The organism is Bradyrhizobium sp. Mp19 (genome assembly GCF_029952935.1).
GTDB lineage: Bacteria > Pseudomonadota > Alphaproteobacteria > Rhizobiales > Xanthobacteraceae > Bradyrhizobium > Bradyrhizobium elkanii.
Window position 1 is genome coordinate 17395 of sequence record NZ_JASAUT010000069.1, and the last position, 22663, is coordinate 40057.

Consider the following 22663-nt stretch of genomic DNA (forward strand, 5'->3'; position numbering starts at 1 on the left):
AATGTGAGTGGAGAGCCGCTGCACGCCATGCCAGTGAGGCCGTGACATGATTATGCAGTATAATCATGTCGGGGGACGGACGGTGTTCGGGCTGACGATCGCGTCGCAACACGCATCGCTGCGCGTCACCGTGCCGCTGCCGCGTTCTCTCGCAACTGCCATCGCGCGAGGAATGATTCCAGGCGCAAGGTGTTGACATCACACTCTGGTGGCGGACACCGTGTGTTTCTGCATCTTGCAACGTTCCAGTGTGTCAAACAGGGGGTCAATGACAATGGACCAGATGTTCTCCAAGTTTCAGCCGGTGGCGCTCAGCCTGTTCCGGTTCATCACCGGACTGCTGCTGTTTCAGTACGGCGTCGCGAAGATCTTCAAATTTCCGGTGGTCGCGTATTTCGCCAATATCCCGCCGTTGATCCAGGCTGCGGGCTGGCTTGAACTGGTGCTCGGCGCGCTCCTGATGCTCGGCCTGTTCTCGCGGCTGGTCGCGTTCATCCTGTCGGGCGAGATGGCGTTCGCCTATTTCCTCGGCCACATGTTCAAGAACCCGGCCGAGCCGGTGTTCCTGCCGCTGCTCAACAACGGCACCGCGGCGATCCTGTTCTGCTTCGCCTGCCTCTACCTCGCGACCTCGGGTCCGGGCCCGATCAGCGTCGACGCTGCGATGGGGAAAAGGTAGCAGCGCGATCTCACCTCCCCTTGCAAAGGGGAGGTCGGTTTGCGCTGAAAGCGCAAACCGGGTGGGGATCTGTTTCCACGCAAACGCTCTCGCTTGCGGCTTGACCCCGACCCTGCCCTCCCCCTTTTCAGGGGGAGGGAGAAGAAAGCGATCAGCCGAAATGCACGTCGTCCGATTCAAGCGTCGTTGCGCGAAGCAATCACGTCATGGATCGTGTCAGCCGACCGCCTTCAATCCCAGCGGCACCGCGGCCTCGTATTTCGAATTGTGCAGCACCAGTGACGTCCTGACGTTGCGCACGTGCGGCGCCGCCGTCAGGTGGGTGACGAAATCCTGGAACGTCGCCATGTCGGGCGCCACGCATTTGAGGATGAAATCGACTTCGCCCGACAACATCCAGCATTCCCGCACCAGCGGCTCGGCGCGCACGAAATTCTCGAAGGCGCGGAGATCGGCGTCGGCCTGGCTCGACAGATGCACCGAGGCGAACACCGTGACGTCGTAGCCGAGGCGGCGCGGATCGAGCAGGCCGCGGTATCCCTGGATGTAGCCTTCCTCCTCCAGTGCCCGGACCCTGCGAAGGCAGGGCGGCGGCGAGATACCGACGCGTTTGGCCAGTTCCACATTGGTGATTCGGCCATCGGCCTGGATCTCGGCGAGGATTTTGAGGTCGATCTCGTCAAGGTTCTTCGACACGCGACTACAGTTCCCTAGGGTTTGGAAGGCTTGGCAGGTCCGCCGGCAACTCTCATAGCGCAGCCAGCCGGCATTGCGCAATTTTATTGCGCGTGCAGCGCACGATTTCACGAATGTGACTTCAGTTCCGGGGAAAAATCGCTGCCATGGATTGCAAATCTTGCATAGCTTCCCAGATATCCTAGACTTGGATTTGACACTTTTAGCACCGCCGTGACCTGCCTCCGGGGTGCTTCCCACACAAGTCCCCGTCAAAGTCCCCAGAAGAGAGGGATCAGCTAATGCCCGCGCCTGTCCACGCCAAGGTCGTCATCATCGGGTCCGGCCCCGCCGGCTACACCGCAGCGATCTACGCGGCACGCGCGATGCTCGAGCCGGTGCTGATCCAGGGCATCCAGCCGGGCGGGCAGCTCACCATCACCACCGACGTCGAGAACTATCCCGGCTTCGCCGATGTGATCCAGGGCCCCTGGCTGATGGAGCAGATGGAGAAGCAGGCGGCTCATGTCGGCACCAAGATCGTCACCGATCACGTCAACAAGCTGGAACTCAGCCAGCGCCCGTTTCGCCTGACCTGCGATTCCGGCGACGTCTATCTCGCCGAGACCGTGATCCTCGCCACCGGCGCCCAGGCGCGCTGGCTCGGCCTGCCCTCGGAAGCAAAGTTCCAGGGCGGCGGCGTGTCGGCCTGCGCGACCTGCGACGGCTTCTTCTACCGCGGCAAGGACGTCGTAGTGGTCGGCGGCGGCAACACCGCGGTCGAGGAAGCGCTGTACCTGACCAATCACGCTTCCCAGGTCACCATCGTGCATCGCCGCAATCATTTCCGCGCCGAGCGCATCCTGCAGGAGCGACTGTTCAAGAATCCCAAGATCAAGGTGGTGTGGGATTCGGCGATCGACGAGATCTGCGGATCGGAGAACCCGAACAAGGTCACCCATGTGCGGCTGAAGAACGTCAAGACCGGCGCGCTCACGAACCTCAAGACCGACGGCGTCTTCATCGCGATCGGCCATGCGCCGGCGACGGAGCTCGTCAAAGGCCAGATCAAGCTGAAACCGTCGGGCTATGTCGAGGTCGCGCCGAACTCCACCGCGACCTCGATGCCCGGCCTGTTCGCCGCGGGCGACGTGGCGGACGAAACCTTCCGGCAGGCGGTCACCGCCGCCGGCCTCGGCTGCATGGCTGCGCTCGAGGCGGAACGCTTCCTGGCTCTTCGCGCGAGCGATCGCGCAGCGGCGGAATAATCATGGCACGATCTCGCGACGGATTTACGGATATGGATTGGGACAAGCTGAAGGTCTTTCACGCAGCGGCGGAGGCGGGCAGCTTCACGCATGCCGGCGAACAGCTTGGCCTGTCGCAATCGGCGGTCTCCCGCCAGGTCAGCGCGCTGGAGCAGGAGCTCTCGGTGTCGCTATTTCACCGCCACGCCCGCGGCCTGATCCTCACCGAACAGGGCGACCTCCTGTTCCGCACCGCGCATGACGTGTTCATGCAGCTGCAGGCGGCCCGCGCAAAGCTCACCGACAGCCGCGAGCGGCCGAGCGGCGACCTCAAGATCACGACGCCGCCGGCGCTCGGTATCAACTGGCTGATCCCGCGGCTCGACGAGTTCACCGCGCTTTATCCCGACATCCGGATCTCGCTGATCGTCACCGACGAGGATCTCGACCTCTCGATGCGCGAGGCCGACGTCGCGATCCGGACCCGCAAGCCGACCCAGCCGGACCTAATCCAGCGCAAGCTGTTCTCGATCGGCTTCCATGCCTATTGCTCGCCGGAATACATCAAGCGCTTCGGCACGCCGCGCACGCTCGATGATCTCGACTCGCACCGCATCATCATGCTCGGCGACTCGCAGGTGCCGCCGCATCTGCAGAACCGCAGCTGGCTGATCGATGCCGGCCGCAACGGCTCCGGTCCGCGCGAGCCCTACTTCAAGGTCAACAACATCCTTGGCCTCGTGCGCGCCTGCCAGCAGGGCCTCGGCATCGCCGCGCTGCCGGACTATCTGGTCGAACAGAACAACCTCGTGCAGCTGTTCGGCGAGTCCGACTCGATCGCGCTCGACACCTACTTCGTCTATCCGGAAGAGCTGAAGACGGTGGCCCGCGTGCAGGTGTTCCGCGACTTCGTGGTCAGCAAGGCGCAGCGCTGGCCCTCGTGATTAAGCGGCCCTTATAGGGCTGATTTATAGGGATATCCGTGCTGCCCCCGGTCTCCGCATGACTGACATGCGACCTGGATAGTTGCTGCAAGGCGTCGATGGGGATCATAGTGCTTACACGCTGAGCGTTCGCGTCGCGCATATGTCCCCCTCCTCCAGTGGCGCGGAAGTTCAGTAATCCCTCTTGGAAGGTGATTGTGTCGGCCTCACGTGGCCAATACCTTAAGCCGGGCTCACTCGAGCCCGGCTTTTTTTCATCGCCGCGCCTTTTCACCTTCACGTCATGCGCGAAACGCGCCGCACGCGCCGATCAGCATGTGCATTGACAACAACCTCGCAGCGCAGCATCATTATCCCATGATCACGACTTCGTGCGCCGTTCTGTCGTCGAAAAAAGCTCCCCTCCCGGGGACACGAGATCGCGCGCGATAAGATCACCTTCGCATTCAAACCGATCCCGAAACCCCGCCGCCTGGACGGGGTTTTTTGTTGGTCCCGTCTCCGGCCTTGCCTTCTTGAGGAGATGGAACATGACCGATCTACACCAGCAACTGCAGGGCCTCTGGCTGCCCCTGATCACGCCATTCCGTAACGGCGAGCTCGACGCCACCTCGCTGCGGCGTCTCGTACGGCACTACGCCAATGGCCCCGTCGACGGGTTCATTCTCGGCGCAACCTCCGGCGAGGGCATGGCGCTCAGCATGGACGAGCTGGAGGGGCTGGTGAGCGTCGTGCTCGACGAACTGAGTGCCAGCTCCCGCCATTTGCCGGTCTGTCTCGGGCTCTCCGGCGCCTCGACCGCCCGGATGAAGGAAGCGCTGGATGACACGGCCGACTGGCCGATCAACGGCTATCTGATCGCAAGCCCCTATTATACCAGGCCCTCGCAGCGCGGGCTCGTGCAGCACTTCAACGCGCTCGCCGATCACGCGTCGTGGCCGATCGTGCTCTACAACATTCCCTATCGCACGGCGGTGAACCTGACCAACGAGACGCTGCTGGCACTCGCGGACCATCCGAACATCGCCGGCATGAAGGATTGCTGCGCCGACCGCGCGCAGTCGATCGACTTCCTCAACCGCCGGCCGGCCGGCTTCCGCGTGCTGACCGGCGAGGATGCGCAGACATTCGATGCGCTCTCGGACGGCGCCGACGGCGCAATCCTGCTGTCCGCACATCTGGAAACAAACACCTTCGCTGCGATCCGCACGCTGTTGCAGCAGGGCCAGCGCGACGCGGCGCTGGCTGCCTGGCAGAGCGTCGTCGGCCTGACGAGGCTGCTGTTCGCCGAACCGAGCCCCGCGCCGGCCAAGCACTGGCTGTGGCGACAGGGGCTGATCGACAGCCCCGAGGTGCGGCTGCCGATGGTCGCGGTAAGCGAGGATCTCGCAACCTGGCTCGACGCCGAGATGGAACGCCGCGCGCAGCTTCTGCTGCCGGCGTGAATGCCCCGGCCATACTCTGCTCCCTCGCCCCGCTCTTGCGGGGAGAGGGTTGGGGTGAGGGGCCGCTTCCGCAATATCGGAGGGAGATGGATTCGCCGAGAGCCCCCTCACCCGGATCGCATCTTGCGATGCGATCCGACCTCTCCCCGCAAGCGGGGCGAGGTAAGAAAGTTCAATCCAGCTTCACCCGCGAAAGCCGCAGCGCATTGCCGATCACGCTGACCGAGGACAGCGCCATCGCGGCGGCGCCGACCATCGGCGACAGCAGGATGCCGAACAGCGGATACAGCACGCCGGCCGCGATCGGCACGCCGGCGGCGTTGTAGACGAAGGCGAACGCCAGGTTCTGGCGGATGTTGCGCATGGTCGCGACCGACAGCCGCCGCGCGCGGACCAGGCCCATCAGGTCGCCGGTCAAAAGCGTGATGCCGGCGCTCTCGATCGCGACGTCGGTGCCGCCGCCCATCGCGATGCCGACATCGGCAGCGGCGAGCGCCGGCGCGTCATTGACGCCATCGCCTGCCATCGCGACGGTGCGCCCCTCGCCACGCAGCCGTTGCACGACCTCGCTCTTGCGCTCGGGCAGGACGCCGGCCTCGACCTCGTCGATGCCGAGCGTCTTTGCCACCGCCCGCGCGGTGGTCTCATTGTCGCCGGTCAACATCACGATGCGCAGGCCCTCGGCACGCAGCGCCTGCAGCGCGCTGGTCGCGGACGGCTTGACCGGATCGGCAATCGCGATCGCCCCGGCGATACGGCCATCGACCGCGACATAGATCGCCGTCGCGCCGTCCCGCCGCGCGGCCTCGGCCGCCTGGTCGAGCGCTGCCGTCGCGATCTTCAGCTCGGCCATCAGTACCGCGTTGCCGAGCGCAACCTGCCTGCCTTCGACCATGCCGGTCGCGCCCTTGCCGGAGGGCGAGACAAAATTGCTGACGGCGGCGGATGCAAGCTTGCGCTCCCTGGCAGCGGCGATGATCGCCTGCGCCAGCGGATGCTCGCTGCCCTGCTCGACACTGGCGGCCAGCCGCAGCAGATCACTCTCGCCGAAGCCTTCGGCGGCAATAACGCGCACGACCTTCGGCTTGCCCTCGGTGAGCGTGCCGGTCTTGTCGATGACGAGTGTATCGATCGCCTCCATCCGCTCCAGCGCCTGCGCGTCGCGGATCAGGATGCCGGAATGCGCGCCGCGGCCGACACCGACCATGATCGACATCGGCGTCGCCAATCCCAGCGCGCACGGGCAGGCGATGATCAGCACCGTGACGGCGGCGACCAGGGCGAAGGTCAGGCGCGGCTCCGGACCGAACACCGTCCAGGCGATGAAGGCGAGCACGGCGGCGGCGATTACCGCCGGCACGAACCAGCCGGCGACGCGATCGGCGAGCCGCTGGATCGGCGCGCGTGAGCGCTGCGCCTTCGCCACCATGTCGACGATCCGCGACAGCATGGTGTCGCGACCGACCTTCTCGGCGCGCATCACGAGGCCGCCGCTCTGGTTGACCGTGCCGCCGATCACCCTCTCGCCTTCGGCTTTCGTGACCGGCATCGACTCGCCTGTGACCATGGACTCGTCGATGACCGCACTGCCCTCGACGACGACGCCGTCGACCGGCACCTTCTCGCCCGGCCGCACGCGCAGGCGGTCGCCGACCTTGATTGCGTCGATGTCGATATCCTCGTCGCCATGTTCGGTGATGCGCCGCGCAGTCTTGGGCGCGAGGCCGAGCAGCGCGCGGATCGCGCCCGAGGTCTGCGCGCGGGCGCGCAATTCCAGCACCTGGCCGAGCAGCACCAGCACCGTGATCACGGCCGCCGCCTCGAAATACACCGCGACCGCGCCATGCATGTCGCGGAACGCGGGCGGGAACAGCTGCGGCGCCAGCGTCGCGACCACGCTATAGACATAGGCGACGCCGGTGCCCATCGCGATCAGCGTGAACATGTTGAGATTGCGGGTGACGAGCGACTGCCAGCCGCGCACGAAGAACGGCGCACCGGCCCACAGCACGACCGGCGTCGCCAGCACGAACGAGATCCAGTTCGACCAGCCCTGTGGCACCAGATGCATCAGCCCGAGATGGCTGCCCATCTCGAGCACGAACACCGGCAAGGTCAGCGCGAGCCCAATCCAGAATCGCCGCGTCATGTCGATCAGTTCAGGATCCGGTCCGTCGTCGAGCGAGACCTGCTCCGGCTCCAGCGCCATGCCGCAGATCGGGCAGGTGCCGGGGCCGACCTGGCGCACCTCGGGGTGCATCGGGCAGGTGTAGATGGTGCCCGCGGGCGCCGGCGGCTCCTCCTCGCGCGGCTTGAGATACTTCTCAGGGTCGGCCTCGAAGCGCTCGCGGCAGCGGCCGCTGCAGAACAGGTACTCCTCGCCCTTGTAGCTGAAGCGGTGCTTGGCGGTCGCCGGGTTGACCTTCATGCCGCAGACCGGATCGATCGCGAACGCCGCCTCGGCCGGCGTCCGGTCGTGATCATGCTTGCCGCCGCAGCAGGAATGCGCGGCCGCGCCATGGTGGTGATGATCCGCGTGCGAATGGTCGTGCTTTGCGTGTGCCACGAAACTCTTCCCGGCCGCTAACCCGGCCTCTTGATTTGCATACCCTAGGGGGGTATATGAGACCTATGAGAGACGAGGTCAAGACATCCTGCTTAAAACGGCTCAAACGGATCGAAGGTCAGATCCGCGGGTTGGCCGCCATGGTCGAGGACGACCGCTATTGCATCGACGTGGTGACGCAGATCGCGGCCGCGCGCGCGGCACTGCGCCGCGTCGAGGAAGAGGTGCTGCGCGATCATGTGGCACATTGCGTCGAGCATGCGATCTCGTCCGGCGACAAGGCCGACCAGCGGCGCAAGATCGCTGAGCTGATGGACGTGATCGGGCGCGCGGATCGGTGATCTAAGCGCCACCCCCATACTCGATGTCGTCCCTGCGAAAGCAGGGACGACATGACCACAGGACGTGGCGATGGAGCGAGCTGGGGCCACAGCTCGCTTCAACAACGCAACCCTGTGGTTATGGGTCCCGGGTCGCGCTTCGCTTGCCCGGGACGACGTGGGAAAGAGCGCCACCCGCACACTCAGTGTCGTCCCTGCGAAAGCAGGGACCCATAACCACAGGACGTGGGATGGAGCGAGCTGGGGCCACAGCTCGCTTCGACAACGCAACCCTGTGGTTATGGGTCCCGGGTCGCGCTTCGCTTGCCCGGGACGACGTGGGAAAGAGCGCCACCCGCACACTCAGTGTCGTCCCTGCGAAAGCAGGGACCCATAACCACAGGACGTGGGATGGAGCGAGCTGGGGCCACAGCTCGCTTCGACAACGCAACCCTGTGGTTATGGGTCCCGGGTCGCGCTTCGCTTGCCCGGGACGACGTGGGGAGAAAGCGAGGCTCAGTTTGCCGCCGCCGTTGCGCGCAGCTGGCGATCGCCTGCTCAGGTATTGAATCTGAAGTGCATGACGTCGCCGTCGGCGACGACGTACTCCTTGCCTTCAAGCCGCAGCTTGCCGGCGTCGCGCGCGCCGGCTTCGCCGTTGCCGGCGATATAATCGGCATAGGCGATGGTCTCGGCGCGGATGAAGCCCTTCTCGAAATCGGTATGGATCACGCCGGCGGCGGCGGGCGCCTTGGTGCCGCGGTCGATGGTCCAGGCGCGCGCTTCCTTCGGGCCGACGGTGAAATAGGTGATGAGATCGAGCAGCCGGTAGCCGGCGCGGATCAGCCGATCGAGCCCGGCCTCTTCCAGGCCCAGCGTCTCCAGGAAGTCGGTGCGTTCTTCACGCGACAGCGTTGCGATTTCGGATTCGATCTTGGCCGAGATCACGACCGCGACCGCGCCCTCCTCCTTCGCGCGTTCGAACACCGCCTTGGAGAAATTGTTGCCGTCCTTGGCCGAGCCTTCCTCGACGTTGCAGACGTAGAGCACGGGCTTCGAGGTCAGGAGCCCGAGCATGCGGAACGCCCGCTCCTCCTCCGGCTTGCGCTCCAGCGCGCGCGCCGGCTTGCCGTCGCGCAGCAGCACCAGCGCGCGGTTGACGAGTTCGAGCTGCTCCTTGGCTTCCTTGTCGTTGCCCTTGGCCTTCTTCGAGAGGTTGTCGACGCGCTTCTCCAGGCTGTCGAGGTCGGACAGCATCAGCTCGGTCTCGATGGTCTCGATGTCGGCGAGCGGCGCGATCTTGCCCTCGACATGGGTGATGTCGGAATCCTCGAAGCAGCGCACCACATGGGCGATGGCATCGACCTCGCGGATGTTGGCGAGGAACTGGTTGCCGAGGCCTTCGCCCTGCGACGCGCCGCGGACGAGGCCCGCGATGTCGACGAAGGTCAGCCGGGTCGGAATGATCTGCGCGGACTTCGCGACCGCCGCGAGCTTCTCCAGCCGCGGATCGGGCACCGCGACCTCGCCGACATTCGGCTCGATGGTGCAGAACGGATAGTTCGCCGCCTGGGCGGCCGCCGTCTCGGTCAGCGCATTGAACAGCGTCGACTTGCCGACGTTAGGCAGCCCGACGATCCCGCATTTGAATCCCATGTCTTCCTCAATAATCTCTGGTTCGCCATGGCGGGCTCGTGCCGATGACGATTAAGGGAGATCAGGCCGGCTTCTCGCCGCCGTTCTCACCCTTGTCGAAAAATCCCTTGGACTGCATCGTCAGATGCACCTTGTTGGCGAACGACGCGTCATGCCCCGCGGCCAGCAGGCCGGCATTGTCGGCGACGGCCTGGCACAAGGCCTCCACCCACGCCCGGTCGCTCTTGGCGAAGTCCGACAGCACGTGGCTGTGCACGAGCTCCTTGACGCCGGGATGACCGATCCCGAGCCGCACCCGCCGATACTCGTTGCCGATATGCGCGGAGATCGAGCGCAGGCCGTTGTGGCCGGCGATCCCGCCGCCGATCTTGACCCGCACCTTGGCGGGCGGCAGTTCGAGCTCGTCCTGGAACACGGTGATGTCGGAGGGCGCGAGCTTGAAGAAGTTCGCCGCTTCCTGCACCGCGCGCCCGGATTCGTTCATGTAGGTGGCCGGCTTCAGCAGCACGACCTTCTCACGATCGACCACGCCCTCGGAGGTCTCGCCCTGAAAGCGACGGCGCCATGGTGCGAAACCATGACGCCGTGCAATCTCATCGACCGCCAGGAAACCGATATTGTGTCGGTTGCTGGCGTATTTCGCGCCGGGATTACCGAGACCGACAAAAAGGCGCATGGCGCGGCATCCCGCGTCGGCGCGCCATCAGACGATCGCGCGCCGACCTGATCGATTACTTCTTCTTGTCGCCACCGGCGGGAGCCTTGGCACCCGCGGCCGGAGCCGCAGCACCCGCAGCCGGAGCCGCCGCAGCGGCCGGAGCTGCAGCACCCGCGGCCGGAGCAGCGCCACCGGCAGCCGCCGCAGCCGCGGCCTTCTGCTCTTCAGCGTAGCCGGACGGCGGCACGATGGTGACCAGCGTCGCGTCCTCGCGGGTCAGCGACTTCACGCCCGTGGGCAGCTTGACGTCGGAGAGATGCAGCGAGTAGCTGATCTCCAGCGCGCCGACGTCGGCCTCGATGTATTGCGGAATGTTGTCGACCGAGCACTCGAGATCGAGCGCGTGGGTGACGATGTTCACGGTGCCGCCGCGCTTGACGCCCGGCGAACTTTCACCGTTCACGATGTGAAGCGGCACGCTGACGCGGATGGTGGCGCCTTCGCCGAGCCGCATGAAGTCGACATGGAGCGGGAAGTCCTTCACCGGATCGAGGTGGTAGTCGCGCGGAATCACGCGATGCTTCTTGCCCTCGATATCGATGTCGAACAGCGTGGTGAGGAACCGGCCCGCCAGGATGCGCTGGCGCAGTTCACGATCGTCGACCGAGATGGTCACCGGGGGCTGGTTGTCTCCGTAGATCACTCCGGGAACTCTCCCGGCGCGACGCTCTGCCCGGGCGGCCCCCTTGCCGCTCTTCGGACGCGCGGTCGCCTTCAATTCCTTGACGGTCGCCATAGCGTTAAGTCCTTGTATTTAAAAAGTTAAAGGCCGCAACGCGGCCCATGCTCAGGTCCACAGCAAGCCTCCAGGGGTGCGGGGGCCGCGGACGTGGCGGGCTTTTAGCCCCAAAGGGCCGAAATGACAAGGAAATGAAGGGATTTTTCTTGGGTTACCGAGGGAGGATCGTAGCCCGGATGGAGCGAAGCGCAATCCGGGGCCGGCCCCGCGGAGGCAGTGGTCCCGGATTTCGCTTCGCTCCATCCGGGGTACATGCCGTTTCAGCCCGCCGAGCCGCCGAGCTTGGCCTCCAGCGCCGCGATCCGGGCCTTCAGCGTCTCGTTCTCCTCGCGCGCCAGGCGGGCCATGTCCTTGACCGCGTCGAATTCCTCGCGCTTGACCACGTCGAGGTCGCGCAGGATACGTTCCGCCTGGTTGCGCATGACCGTGTCGACCTCGCGCTTGACGCCCTGGGCGGCGCCCGCGGCATCATTCATCAGACGGCCGATCTCATCGAAAAACCGGTTGCTGGTCTGGGTCATCTCGCAAAACTCTCCGCGTTCACTGGCCTCGCGCCAAAGACAATGGCGATCTCAGCCATCCGGTTCAAGTCCGCCGCGAATGGCAGGCCTCCCGAGGCTTGCCTTGTCATGCTCCGGTTTCCTTGCAATCGTATGAACTCACAACAGAAATCGCACACATAACGCGAGCAGAAACGCCATGATCGAAGAGACCGTCGAGATCCCGACCAAGGACGGCAAGACCACCACCTTCATCACCCATCCCGAGCGCGGCGGCCCCTTCCCTGTCGTCATCTTCTACATGGACGCGCCGGCGATCCGCGAGGAGCTGCGCGACATGGCGCGCCGGCTCGGCACGTCAGGCTATTATGTGATGCTGCCCAATATGTATTACCGCGCCGGCGTGATGGAGCTCGGCCCGATCAATCCCGATCCGGAATCGCCCGAGCGCAAGCGCATGTTCGAGCTGATGCACTCGCTCAACATTCCGCTGGTGATGGAAGACACCAAAGGCCTGCTCGCCTATGCCGAGACGCAGAGGGCGGCGAACACCAGGATCATCGGCACCGTCGGCTATTGCATGAGCGGCCGCTACGCGGTGAACGCGGCGACGCATTTCGGCGATCGCGTCAAGGCCGCCGCCTCGGTCTACGGCACGCATCTGGCGACCGACCAGCCCGACAGTCCGCATCTTGCCGCGCAAAAGACAAAGGCCGAACTCTATTTCGCCTGCGCCGAGACCGATATCTACGCGCCACAGGACATCATCGAGCAGGTGAAGGCCGGCATGAAGGGATCGAACAACGAGGTGGAGATCTATCCCGGCACGCATCACGGCTTTGCGTTCCCGAAGCGCCCGGTCTATGACCGCGACGCCGCTGAACGCCATTGGGAGCGGCTGCTGGCGCTTTACCGCCGCAACCTCGTGAGCTGAGCCTCAAGACGCACGATGCCGTTCCTGCTGATCGACTTTCCGGTGTTCAATCCCGTCGCGCTCTCGCTCGGGCCGATCGTGATCCGCTGGTATGCGCTGGCCTACATCGTCGGCATCGTGCTGGGCTGGATCTACGCCCGCTCGCTGATCAAGAAGGACCGGCTGTGGGGCGGCCCGGCGCCGATCACGCTGCCGCAGCTCGACGATTTCATCCTCTGGGTCACCATCGGCATCATCGTCGGCGGCCGCACCGGCTATGTGCTGTTCTACAATTTGTCCTTCTTCATCGCGCATCCGGCCGAAATCCTGGAATTGTGGAAGGGCGGCATGTCGTTCCACGGCGGCTTCCTCGGCTGCGTCGCGGCGGTGATGCTGTTTGCCCGCCGCAACAACATCCCGATCCTGTCGCTCGGCGACATCACCACCGCGGTCGCGCCGATCGGGCTGTTCCTCGGCCGGCTCGCCAATTTCATCAACAGCGAATTGTGGGGCCGTCACGCCGATCCGAGCCTGCCCTGGGCCATGATCTTCCCCAATGGCGGGCCGCTGCCGCGGCATCCGAGCCAGCTCTACGAGGCCGGGCTTGAAGGCATCGTGCTGTTTGCGGCGCTGGCCGTCATGATCCGGATGGGGGCGCTCAAGCGTCCCGGCCTGATCCTCGGCAGTTTCATTGCGATCTACGGCGTTGCCCGAATCATCGGCGAGCACTTCAGGGAGCCCGACCCGCAGCTCGGCTTCCTGTGGGGCGGATTAACCATGGGCATGCTGCTGTCGGTGCCAATGATCATCGTTGGCGTTATCCTCATCACGGCCGCCGTCCGCCGCAGGGCGGGCGGTCCGGCGCCGAGTTCAACCTGAACAAGTTCAATCCAAAGCAAGTGCAATCCAAGGAAGGCCGTGAGCGAACCCTCCCCGCTGCTGGATGAGATCAGGAAGCTGATCAAGCTGTCCGGGCCGATGCCGGTCTGGCGCTACATGGAATTGTGCCTGATGCATCCGCGGTACGGCTACTATTTGTCGCGCGATCCGCTCGGCCGCGAGGGCGATTTCACCACATCGCCCGAGGTCAGCCAGATGTTCGGCGAACTGCTTGGGCTGTGGAGCGCCTCGGTCTGGCGCGCGATCGGCTCGCCGGAGACGCTCCGCCTGATCGAGCTCGGCCCCGGCCGCGGCACCATGATGGCGGACGCGCTGCGCGCGCTTCGCGTGCTGCCGCCGCTCTACCAGTCGCTCAGCATCCACCTCGTCGAGGTCAATCCGGTGCTGCGCGAGAAGCAGTACGCGACGCTGACGGGCGTGCGCGATATCACCTGGCACGACAGCATCGACGACGTGCCCGAGGGACCGGCGGTGATCCTCGCCAACGAATATTTCGACGTGCTGCCGATCCACCAGATGGTCCGGCGCGAGACCGGCTGGCACGAGCGCACGGTCGGGATGGATGCCAACGGCAACCTGTATTTCGCTCCCGCCACCGAGCCGACACCGCATTTCGAGGTGCTGCTGCCGCCTTTGGTGCGCGCCGCCCCGCTCGGCGCGGTGTTCGAATGGCGGCCCGACAACGAGATCATGAAGCTCGCGACGCGGCTGCGCGACCAGGACGGCGCCGCGCTGATCATCGATTACGGCCATCTGCGCAGCGACGCCGGCGACACCTTCCAGGCGATCGCGCGCCACAGCTTCGCCGACCCGCTGAAGAACCCGGGACAGGCCGATGTGACTGCGCATGTCGATTTCCAGGCCCTGGCGCGGGCCGCCGAGGATGTCGGCGCGCGCGTCCACGGACCGGCGACGCAGGGCGACTTCCTCAAGCGCCTCGGCGTCGAGGCCCGCGCCGCCGGGCTGATGGCGAAAGCAAGCCCCGAAGTCTCCGCCGACATTGCCGGCGCGCTGAAGCGGCTGACCGATTCCGGGCGCGGCGGGATGGGCTCGATGTTCAAGGTCATGGCCATCTCCGACCCGCGCCTCACCTCGATCGCCGGATTGAGCGATCAGCCTGACGAGACCGAACAATGACATTGGGATCACCGCTGCTGTCGGCCATTCCGGGCCTGCGCCATGCCTTCTTCTCGCGCGAGGGCGGCGTGTCGGAGGGCATCTATGCCGCGCTGAATGGCGGGCTCGGCTCGCGCGACGATCCGGCCAAGGTCGCGGAAAACCGGCGGCGGATGGCGGCGCAGCTCGGCGTGCCGCTCGATCACCTCGTCAGCGTGCATCAGGTTCACTCGCCTGACGTCGTGGTCGTGACCGGTCCATGGAATGGCGCCGTGCGCCCGAAGGCGGACGCGCTCGTCACCCGCACCGAGGGCCTTGCGATTTCGGTCACGACGGCCGACTGCGGCCCGATCCTGTTCGTCGATCCCAATGCACGGGTGATCGGCGCGGCGCATGCCGGCTGGAAGGGCGCGCTGACTGGCGTGCTGGAATCGACCATCGACGCGATGGAGAAGCTCGGCGCCGAGCGCGGCGGCATCGTCGCCGCCATCGGCCCGCTGATCCGCAAGGAGTCCTACGAGGTCGGCAACGAATTCGTCGAACGCTTCATCGAGGCCGATGCGGAGAACGGCATGTTCTTCATGCCCGCCGAACGCGACGGACACGCGATGTTCGATCTTGCCGGCTTCATCCGCATGCGGCTGGAAAATGCCGGCGTGCTGATGATCGACGATCTCGGCATCGACACCTATTCCGACGAGCGCTGCTTCAGCTACCGCCGCTCCGTGCATCGCAAGGAATCCGATTACGGCCGGCTCGTTCACGCCATCGCGCTGGAAAGCTGACACCGGGGGTCCTCCTCATTTTTGTGCGACAAGCGTCTTGACTCTCCACCTGCTGGAGACCGGACAAGCGGCGCATGACACAACGCACCTACAGCATCGGCGAGGCGGCGCGGCTCAGCGGAATCTCCGTCCGCAAGCTCCGCTTCTATTCGGACCAGGGGTTGCTGCCGCCGGCCGGCCGCACCGCGAGCGGCTATCGCGTCTTCACCGACGACGAACTGGTTCGCCTCGACCTGATCCGCTGCCTGCGCGATGCGGGGCTCGGTCTCGACGCGATCCGCGAGGTCCTGACCAAGGAGCTCTCGCTGGTCGAGGCGCTGCAGCTTCGCCTCGAGACGCTGGAAGCGGAGATCGCGGCGCAGCGCCGCGTCGCCTCGGCCCTGCGGGCTGCGTTGCGTTCACCGCAACTCACCGAAGCAGACCTGAGGAGATTCCTGACCATGACGCAGCTATCCCGCACCGAGCGCCGCAACGTCGTCGAACGCTTCTTCGAGAAGGTGTCCGACGGCATCAACATCGACCGGAAATGGATCCGGCAGATGATCGAGACCAGCGTGCCCGAATTGCCCGACGAGCCGACGCCCGAGCAGTGCGATGCCTGGATCGAGCTTTCGGAGATGCTCAACGACCCTTCCCTCGTCGCCAACATCCGCGCCAACGCGGAGGACGTCTGGAATCACCACGTGCTGGATCTCGCCGCCTGGCAAGCGGCCAACGAAACCGTGCTGGCGAGAGCCAGGGAGATCATCGCGCGCGACCTCGGCCCGGCGTCGGAGGCGGGCCAAGCGCTGGCGCGCGACTGGCTGGAAACATCGGCGCGATTGCTGAAGCGAAAACCTGATCCGGAATTCCGCAACTGGATTCGCGGTAAATATGCCCTGCACGACGCCCGTGCCGCGCGCTATTGGGAGCTCGTCGCCATCATGCGCGGGCAATCGCCGGACGCGAGCCCGAACCGCGAATGGGCCTGGATCACCGAGGCCATGCGGCACCATCTCTCTGACTGAGCAGGGAAATCCGAAACCTCGCGGCGCGCCGCCCGGATCGGTTAAGGGCTGTGGCCGTCCTGCCCTAGACGTTAAGCCGTTTTAACGATATCGCAGGACGCAATGAGGGAAGCGTCGAACCGCCAGTTTCAAACTGGGACAGCCGCGCGCGCCGCGATCGCAGGCACGTGGCTCGCGATCGCGTGCGCGCTTGGCGGCTGCGCGGCCGGCGGCAACGTGGCCGACTCCTACGCCATGGCCACGCCGGCAAGCAGCGGCGCAACGGTTGCGTTCGAATCGATCGACGGCCCGCCGCCCCAGGTGTTCGACCGCATGGTCGGCGTGCTCGACAGCGAGTCCAAGCTGCGCAGCCTGTCGATCGTGTCGCGCCAGGGCGCTGCCGCCTATCGCGTGCGCAGCTATCTGTCGGCGCAGGTGGTGCGCGGCCGCACCATGATCTCGTGGGTGTGGGACGTCTACGACAGCGACCAGCAACGCGCGCTGCGGCTCTCCGGCGAGGAGCCCGCCGGCAAGGCCGGCCGCGACGCCTGGGCCGCCGCCGACGACCTGGTGCTGCGCAAGATCGCCCAGGCCGGCTTCAGCGGCCTCTCCAGCATGCTCAATGGCGGCCCGGCGGACAGCCCCGCACCCGCCCCGGCACCGGACCTCCGCGGGCCCACGGTGGCAAGCGCCCCGACCCCCGCCGCGGCCGAGACCGTGGCGCTCGGCTATTCCGCCGACTAAACCCCGTTATCTCCCGGGGAAATAGGTTTTTTGCCCAGGAAAAACGGCGGCCAAGGCCGGCTAATGGGTTGCCATCGGAGGCGCCTGCCTGATATTCCCTCGCGCACCGAAAACCCGCCGGTTCTGTAAGGACTTGAGATGCTGAACGTCGTATCCAGCAAGGCGCGGGGGGAAGCATCGATGTCGGCAAAGAACGGATCAATCAAACTCGTCGCCGGCAACTCCAATCCTGCGCTGGCGCAGGACATCGCCAAGGGACTTGGCATCGAACTGACCAAGGCCGTGGTCCGGCGCTTCGCCGACATGGAGATCTTCGTCGAGATCCAGGAGAATGTCCGCGGCTCGGACATGTTCATCCTGCAGTCGACGTCGTTTCCGGCCAACGACAATCTGATGGAACTGTTGATCATCACCGACGCGCTGCGCCGTTCCTCGGCGCGCCGCATCACCGCGGTGGTGCCCTATTTCGGCTACGCCAGGCAGGATCGCAGGTCCGGCTCGCGTACGCCGATCTCGGCCAAGCTCGTCGCCAACCTGATCTCGCACGCCGGCGTCGACCGCGTCATGACGCTCGACCTGCATGCCGGCCAGATCCAGGGCTTCTTCGACATCCCGACCGACAACCTGTTCGCGGCGCCCCTGATGGTGCGCGACATCAAAGAGAAGTTCGACCTCGCCAAGGTGATGGTGGTGTCGCCCGACGTCGGCGGCGTGGCGCGTGCCCGCGGCCTCGCCAAGCGCATCAACACCCCGCTTGCCATCGTCGACAAGCGCCGCGAGCGCCCGGGTGAGTCCGAGGTGATGAACGTGATCGGCGACGTCGCCGGCTACAACTGCATCCTGGTCGACGACATCGTCGATTCCGGCGGCACGCTGGTGAATGCCGCCGAAGCGCTGATCGCGCACGGCGCCAAGGAGGTCTCGGCCTACATCACGCACGGCGTGCTGTCCGGCGGCGCCGCCGCGCGCATCGCCTCGTCGCGGCTGAAGGAACTGGTCATCACCGACTCGATCCTGCCGACCGAGGCCGTCAACAAGGCGCCGAACATCCGCCAGATCTCGATCGCCGGCCTGATCGCCGAAGCGATCGGCCGCACCGCGGCGGAAGAGTCGGTCTCGAGCCTGTTCGATTAAATCGATATTTGCTGTCGTCCCTGCGAAAGCAGGGGCCCATAACCGCAGGCCGTTGTTGTTGCGAAGGCTGTGGCTCCAGCGTTGTAAATCAAAGTCGGATCGTAGCCATGTCGTTCTGTGAGCCAAGGAGTTGCCAGACATATTTGTCTTCCTAAGACCGCTTGGCCTCCCCGACCTATGTGAGCCAAGGAGTTGCCAGACATATTTGTCTTCCTAAGACCGCTTGGCCTCCGACTTGACGTAAGACGAGCGATCGCTGGCCAGGAACAGGGTCGCGTCCGCCATGTCCTGCGGTGCGCCGATCCGGCGCATCGGCACCACGGCGGTGCGCCGCTCGGTGACCCCTGGCGTGTCGTAGAAGGCTTGGCTCATCGGCGTCACGACAAGGCCGGGGCTCACCACATTGCTGCGAATGCCATGCGGCCCCCATTCCGCCGCGAGTTGCTGCGAGAGCATCACGACGCCAGCCTTGCTGACGCTGTAGGCGCCGCTCTGCCCCTGCGCATTGCTGGCGGCGATCGAAGCGACGTGGATGAGGCTGCCGCGTCCGGCCTTGCGCATCTGGCGGCCGAACGCCTGCGCGCAGATGAAATAGCCGGTGAGATTGACCGCCAGCACCGCATTCCATTCCGCGAGCGCGAGCGTATCGAGCCCGCCCGGGCGCAGCACCGCCGCGGTGTTGACGAGGATGTCGCAAGCGCCAAGCGTGCGCGCGACGGCGTCGGCGACAGCGGCGACATTGTCCTCGCTGGTCGTATCGCAGCTCGCGACGAGATGACCGTCACCGAACTCGCGAAGCTTTGCCTTGGTCTCCGCAAGGGAGCGCTCGTCGCGATCGAGCGCGGCGACCCTGGCGCCGGCGCGCGCGAAGCTGACCGCGGTGGCGCGGCCAATGCCGCCGCCTCCGCCGGTAACGACGGCAACGCGGCCCGACAGGCCGAGCCAGTCAGAGGAATGTTGTACGGTCATGGGCGCCTCACGCGCATTTTGGTTTTATGCCGCAAGCATAACCGAACGCGCCGCAGGCGAGAGCGATCCCGGCACGCATGCCGGAATCGCTTTTCCGCCGATGCTAACCGGGAATCCCCGCTGCGACCTGGCCGCGCAGCCGCTCGAGGCTGAGCAGCGTATTGGCACAGGCTTCCGCGACCTCGATCCCCTTGATGACGAAATGCTTGCGGAAGAACTCGTAATGCACCTCGGTTTCGTGGAATTGCTGCGGCGTCAGCACCGCCGAGAACACCGGCACCTCGGTGCGCAACTGCACATCCATCAGCGCCTTGATCACGGTGTCGGCGACGAATTCGTGGCGGTAGATGCCGCCATCGACGACGAGCCCGGCCGCGACGATCGCGGTGTAGCGGCGGGTCTTCGCCAGCAGCTGCGCGTGCAGCGGGATCTCGAACGAGCCCGGCACCTCGAACACGTCGACATTGGTGATGTGACGCGCCTCGATCTCCTTCAGAAAGGAGATGCGGCATTCTTCCACCACGTCGCGATGCCAGGACGACTGCACGAAGGCAACGCGCTGCGGCTTTGCGAAGTGCGGATGCTCCGGCGCCGGCGGAATGGCCGGCGCATCGGGAGCACTTTCTGCCTGGGAGGTTTGGACTTGAGAAGCTTGAACGTCTTGGTCTTGCAACATCTGATTCATGGCTTTCCTCTTTCAGGACCAGAATCAGGGCACACGGACAACGACACGAGCCAACGCGAAAATCGCGTTGGCCGCCGCAACCGTTCTCTTTCATCCGGACTGTAACCGTCGGCTTCGGAATTGCACCGAATCTGCTGACCCTTCCCCCGGCTTCGCGGAGGAAGGCGCTCGCGGGCTTGGGCTCGTCACCCTTACCGCCGGTGGGGATTTTCACCCCGCCCTGAGAACTCGGCACGCCCGGGATGGACGTGCCTGAGGCGAAATATGACCAAAGCGCGACAGCCGGGCAAGGCCTTTGGCATGGGGAAACGGCATGTCCCCATGAGCGCGTTGCGGCTCTGCGAGGTTGATGTGAGGGCCCGACCACTGATTCACAGGCGCGGCGAAGCGCCGGCAAATGGTTAACAAAGCGTTACGCGAACGCTTAGATTCCGATTTGTTCTCAAAATCACAGATGTGGCGGAGATCAGCTGTGGACGATGCGCGCTTTGGCTGTGGACGGACTCGGCGTGCGGTTGCGCGGATTCCGCAAATCACATCACTTCATCGGCGTCAGGTCCAGGGGCATCCGGAAGCCCGGTCAAGGAACTGCACTCGGCCACGACGCAGTATGTCGCAAGTGCCGGCTTCCGTGTGCGTATCAAGCGATCATAAGAACAAGGTCCGAGACGGCATGTCCCTCCTCGAAAGCATTATCGATTCCCGGAACAACCCGCTTGCGGTGGTCGAGGATATCGCCACCGACAACAACTGGGCGTTCGAGCGTTCCGGCGAAGACGAGGTGACGATCGTCTCCAAGGGAGACTGGATCGATTATCAGCTCTCGTTCACCTGGATGGGCGAGATCGAGGCGCTGCATCTCGCCTGCGCCTTCGACATGAAGATGCCGCAGGCGCGCCGCGCCGAAGTGCAGCGGCTGGTCGCCGCGATCAACGAACAATTATGGGTCGGCCATTTCGATCTGTGGACCCACACCGGCATGGTGATGCACCGTCAGGCGCTGGTGCTGCCCGGCGGCCTCACCGCCTCCACCGCGCAGTGCGAGGCCATGGTGGTCAACGCGATCCACGCCTGCGAGCGCTACTATCCAGCGTTCCAGTTTGTGGTGTGGGCCGGCAAGTCGACCGCCGAGGCAATGGCCGCGGCGATGTTCGATACCGAGGGCGAGGCGTAACGGTTTCGCTCCAGCAATCCACACCCTCAGTGTCGTCCCGGCGAAGGCCGGGACCCATACTCCGCGGCCGCGGGGCTTACGCAAACTGCTTGTGGCTGATCGCTCGTCTCACTAGAACCGCCTGTGGTTATGGGTCCCGGCTCAAGGCCGGGACGACACCGGGTTTGTGGAGACGCCTGTGAACACGAGCAGCGCACTTAAGAACACCACCGGCACCATCGCGCTTGCGGGCGCGGGCAAGATGGGCGGCGCCATGCTGACCGGCTGGCTCGCGCAGGGCCTCGCACCCGACCGCGTCGCGGTGATCGATCCGCATCTCTCGCCGGAAATTTCCGCGCTTGCCGCAAAGGGCGTGCGGCTCAATCCGCAAGCGAAGGATCTCGGCACGGTCGACACGCTTGTCGTCGCGGTGAAGCCGCAATCATTCCGCGACGCCGGTGCGGCGCTGAAATCCTTCGTCGGTCCCTCGACACTCGTCGTCTCGATCATGGCCGGCACGACCATGTCAGCGCTGGAAGAGGTTGTCGGCGGCGCGGTGGTGCGCGCGATGCCGAACACGCCGGCAGCGATCGGCCGCGGCATCACCGTTGCCGTACCGTCGAAGCGCGTCACCGCCGCGCAACGCGCGATGACCGATGCGCTGCTGAAAGCGACCGGGCTCGTCGAATGGGTCGACGATGAGAGCCTGATGGACGCGGTGACCGCGGTGTCCGGCTCGGGCCCCGCCTATGTGTTCCTGCTCGCCGAGGAGCTCGCGCGTGCCGGCGTTGCGGCCGGCCTGCCCGAGCAGCTTGCGACCACGCTGGCGCGTGCGACCGTCGCGGGCTCCGGCGAATTGCTGCATCGCTCGGATCTGCCATCCGCGACCCTGCGGCAGAACGTCACCTCGCCCGGCGGCACCACCGCTGCCGCACTGGAGGTGCTGATGGCCAATGACGGCATGCAGCCACTGATGACCCGCGCGATTGCCGCGGCAACACGGCGCTCAAGGGAATTGGCGAAGTAGTCTTTCGCCGACTCATTATTCGTTCCCCGTCACCCTGAGGCGCGAGCGGAGCGAGCCTCGAAGGGTGCACGGCCCGCGGCCCATCCTTCGAGACGCGCAAGGGCGCGCACCTCAGGATGACGTCTGAACAAGTGGCAAGAGTCGTAGGTTGGGCAAAGCGCAGCGTGACCACCATCGCGAACACGCCGTGAACGGTGGGCAGGGCGCAAGCGCGCCTTTGTCCACCCTACTCAGTGCCCGACGTTCCCGCCAGCCGCTTGTTAAAACTCTCGACATTGATCAGACCGCGGGCGTGGCGGCCCTCGCCGAGCTTGCGCGTGCCCTCAAAGGCTTCCACCTCGAAGCGGATCACGCGGCGCTCGACCGCGACCACCTTCGCGGTGGTCCGCACGGTGGCGCCGACCAGCGCGGCGGCGAGATGGCGGATATCGACCTCGGTGCCGACCGTGACCCAGCCGGGCCGCAACGCGGCGCGGATGGCGTCGCCCGACGCCATCTCCATCTCGAGGATCATCATCGGCGTCGCATAGACCATCGGCATGCCGGGCACGAAATTCCCGACGGTGCGCTCCGGCGGCACCACGAGCGTGCGCTCGGCGCTCATGCCGACCTTGATGAAGTCGCGTGCGTCCATGTGGCCTCAAGACAGGTGTCGTCCCGGCCTTGAGCCGGCAACTGTTATGTTGGTTTGGTCTGTAGGTACGGCTTTCGGTCTCGCATCATGGCATTGAGGACCGTGAGCAGCTTCCTGGCGACGGCGAT

The 22663-nt window shown here is 65.3% G+C and carries 23 protein-coding genes and 1 riboswitch; of the genes, 14 read left to right on the plus strand and 9 right to left on the minus strand.

The features are described 5' to 3' along the window. Nucleotides 1–274: 274 nt before the first annotated feature. Nucleotides 275–679, plus strand: coding sequence for a DoxX family protein (locus QJT82_RS39435; RefSeq protein WP_028344087.1), 405 nt, complete (start codon nucleotides 275–277; stop codon nucleotides 677–679). Between the two features lie 216 nt (nucleotides 680–895). On the opposite strand, the gene QJT82_RS39440 is transcribed toward QJT82_RS39435, so the two are convergent. Beyond that, nucleotides 896–1375: an Lrp/AsnC family transcriptional regulator gene (locus QJT82_RS39440; protein ID WP_016845095.1), complete on the minus strand. Its 480-nt coding sequence runs from the start codon at nucleotides 1373–1375 to the stop codon at nucleotides 896–898. Nucleotides 1376–1656: 281 nt separating this feature from the next. Between QJT82_RS39440 and trxB the strand changes: the two genes are divergently transcribed. The 3 genes from trxB to dapA all read left to right on the plus strand — a co-directional run bounded on the left by trxB (nucleotide 1657) and on the right by dapA (nucleotide 4990). After that, the gene (trxB, locus tag QJT82_RS39445; RefSeq protein ID WP_028344088.1) at nucleotides 1657–2622 is read left to right on the plus strand and encodes a thioredoxin-disulfide reductase; all 966 of its coding nucleotides are present in this window, start codon (nucleotides 1657–1659) and stop codon (nucleotides 2620–2622) included. Nucleotides 2623–2624: 2 nt separating this feature from the next. Beyond that, a complete protein-coding gene (locus QJT82_RS39450; RefSeq protein WP_028344089.1) occupies nucleotides 2625–3545 on the plus strand; it encodes a LysR family transcriptional regulator in 921 nt (306 codons plus the stop codon). Between the two features lie 530 nt (nucleotides 3546–4075). Beyond that, nucleotides 4076–4990, plus strand: coding sequence for a 4-hydroxy-tetrahydrodipicolinate synthase (gene dapA, locus QJT82_RS39455; RefSeq protein WP_028344090.1), 915 nt, complete (start codon nucleotides 4076–4078; stop codon nucleotides 4988–4990). A gap of 172 nt (nucleotides 4991–5162) precedes the next feature. On the opposite strand, the gene QJT82_RS39460 is transcribed toward dapA, so the two are convergent. Further along, on the minus strand, nucleotides 5163–7436 hold the full coding sequence (locus QJT82_RS39460; protein WP_259245218.1) for a heavy metal translocating P-type ATPase: 2274 nt from the start codon (nucleotides 7434–7436) through the stop codon (nucleotides 5163–5165). A gap of 185 nt (nucleotides 7437–7621) precedes the next feature. Here QJT82_RS39460 and QJT82_RS39465 point away from each other — a divergent pair, with 185 nt between their 5' ends. Further along, entirely contained in the window at nucleotides 7622–7897 is a 276-nt protein-coding gene (locus tag QJT82_RS39465; RefSeq protein WP_018269815.1) for a metal-sensitive transcriptional regulator, read from the plus strand. Between the two features lie 537 nt (nucleotides 7898–8434). Here QJT82_RS39465 and ychF read toward each other — a convergent pair. The 4 genes from ychF to QJT82_RS39485 all read right to left on the minus strand — a co-directional run bounded on the left by ychF (nucleotide 8435) and on the right by QJT82_RS39485 (nucleotide 11510). Beyond that, entirely contained in the window at nucleotides 8435–9532 is a 1098-nt protein-coding gene (gene ychF, locus QJT82_RS39470; RefSeq protein ID WP_018269814.1) for a redox-regulated ATPase YchF, read from the minus strand. A 61-nt stretch (nucleotides 9533–9593) separates the two neighbouring features. Then, nucleotides 9594–10208 (minus strand): aminoacyl-tRNA hydrolase, encoded by a 615-nt coding sequence (gene pth, locus QJT82_RS39475; protein WP_028344325.1) that lies wholly within the window; start codon nucleotides 10206–10208, stop codon nucleotides 9594–9596. Between the two features lie 55 nt (nucleotides 10209–10263). Continuing rightward, nucleotides 10264–10986: a 50S ribosomal protein L25/general stress protein Ctc gene (locus QJT82_RS39480; RefSeq protein WP_028344324.1), complete on the minus strand. Its 723-nt coding sequence runs from the start codon at nucleotides 10984–10986 to the stop codon at nucleotides 10264–10266. 263 nt (nucleotides 10987–11249) lie between these two features. Further along, a complete protein-coding gene (locus tag QJT82_RS39485) occupies nucleotides 11250–11510 on the minus strand; it encodes an accessory factor UbiK family protein (protein WP_028344323.1) in 261 nt (86 codons plus the stop codon). A 178-nt stretch (nucleotides 11511–11688) separates the two neighbouring features. Here QJT82_RS39485 and QJT82_RS39490 point away from each other — a divergent pair, with 178 nt between their 5' ends. From QJT82_RS39490 to QJT82_RS39520, 7 genes are all read left to right on the plus strand, one after another. Beyond that, the gene (locus tag QJT82_RS39490; protein ID WP_028344322.1) at nucleotides 11689–12423 is read left to right on the plus strand and encodes a dienelactone hydrolase family protein; all 735 of its coding nucleotides are present in this window, start codon (nucleotides 11689–11691) and stop codon (nucleotides 12421–12423) included. Between the two features lie 15 nt (nucleotides 12424–12438). Then, a complete protein-coding gene (lgt, locus tag QJT82_RS39495; protein ID WP_028344321.1) occupies nucleotides 12439–13281 on the plus strand; it encodes a prolipoprotein diacylglyceryl transferase in 843 nt (280 codons plus the stop codon). Between the two features lie 99 nt (nucleotides 13282–13380). Next, the gene (locus tag QJT82_RS39500) at nucleotides 13381–14439 is read left to right on the plus strand and encodes an SAM-dependent methyltransferase (protein WP_051448142.1); all 1059 of its coding nucleotides are present in this window, start codon (nucleotides 13381–13383) and stop codon (nucleotides 14437–14439) included. Then, entirely contained in the window at nucleotides 14436–15203 is a 768-nt protein-coding gene (gene pgeF, locus QJT82_RS39505) for a peptidoglycan editing factor PgeF (RefSeq protein WP_028344319.1), read from the plus strand. The genes QJT82_RS39500 and pgeF overlap by 4 nt, the downstream gene beginning before the upstream one ends. A 74-nt stretch (nucleotides 15204–15277) precedes the next feature. Further along, nucleotides 15278–16210, plus strand: a complete 933-nt coding sequence (locus QJT82_RS39510) for a MerR family transcriptional regulator (RefSeq protein WP_028344318.1) — start codon at nucleotides 15278–15280, stop codon at nucleotides 16208–16210. Between the two features lie 102 nt (nucleotides 16211–16312). Then, nucleotides 16313–16933 (plus strand): hypothetical protein, encoded by a 621-nt coding sequence (locus QJT82_RS39515; RefSeq protein WP_028344317.1) that lies wholly within the window; start codon nucleotides 16313–16315, stop codon nucleotides 16931–16933. A gap of 180 nt (nucleotides 16934–17113) precedes the next feature. Then, complete coding sequence (locus QJT82_RS39520) at nucleotides 17114–18067, plus strand: ribose-phosphate pyrophosphokinase (RefSeq protein ID WP_028344316.1); 954 nt, start codon at nucleotides 17114–17116, stop codon at nucleotides 18065–18067. A gap of 213 nt (nucleotides 18068–18280) precedes the next feature. Here QJT82_RS39520 and QJT82_RS39525 read toward each other — a convergent pair whose 3' ends face one another. Next, the gene (locus QJT82_RS39525; RefSeq protein ID WP_281446695.1) at nucleotides 18281–19036 is read right to left on the minus strand and encodes an SDR family oxidoreductase; all 756 of its coding nucleotides are present in this window, start codon (nucleotides 19034–19036) and stop codon (nucleotides 18281–18283) included. Between the two features lie 103 nt (nucleotides 19037–19139). Next, a complete protein-coding gene (locus QJT82_RS39530) occupies nucleotides 19140–19721 on the minus strand; it encodes a 6,7-dimethyl-8-ribityllumazine synthase (protein WP_028344314.1) in 582 nt (193 codons plus the stop codon). 78 nt (nucleotides 19722–19799) lie between these two features. Further along, nucleotides 19800–19953: riboswitch (FMN riboswitch) on the minus strand. A 441-nt stretch (nucleotides 19954–20394) separates the two neighbouring features. On the opposite strand from QJT82_RS39530, the gene QJT82_RS39535 reads away from it, so the two are divergent. Further along, on the plus strand, nucleotides 20395–20895 hold the full coding sequence (locus tag QJT82_RS39535; protein ID WP_016844492.1) for a YbjN domain-containing protein: 501 nt from the start codon (nucleotides 20395–20397) through the stop codon (nucleotides 20893–20895). Between the two features lie 241 nt (nucleotides 20896–21136). Next, a complete protein-coding gene (proC, locus tag QJT82_RS39540) occupies nucleotides 21137–21901 on the plus strand; it encodes a pyrroline-5-carboxylate reductase (RefSeq protein ID WP_245288910.1) in 765 nt (254 codons plus the stop codon). Between the two features lie 226 nt (nucleotides 21902–22127). Here proC and QJT82_RS39545 read toward each other — a convergent pair whose 3' ends face one another. Then, a complete protein-coding gene (locus tag QJT82_RS39545) occupies nucleotides 22128–22535 on the minus strand; it encodes a thioesterase family protein (RefSeq protein ID WP_028344312.1) in 408 nt (135 codons plus the stop codon). Between the last annotated feature and the right edge of the window lie 128 nt (nucleotides 22536–22663).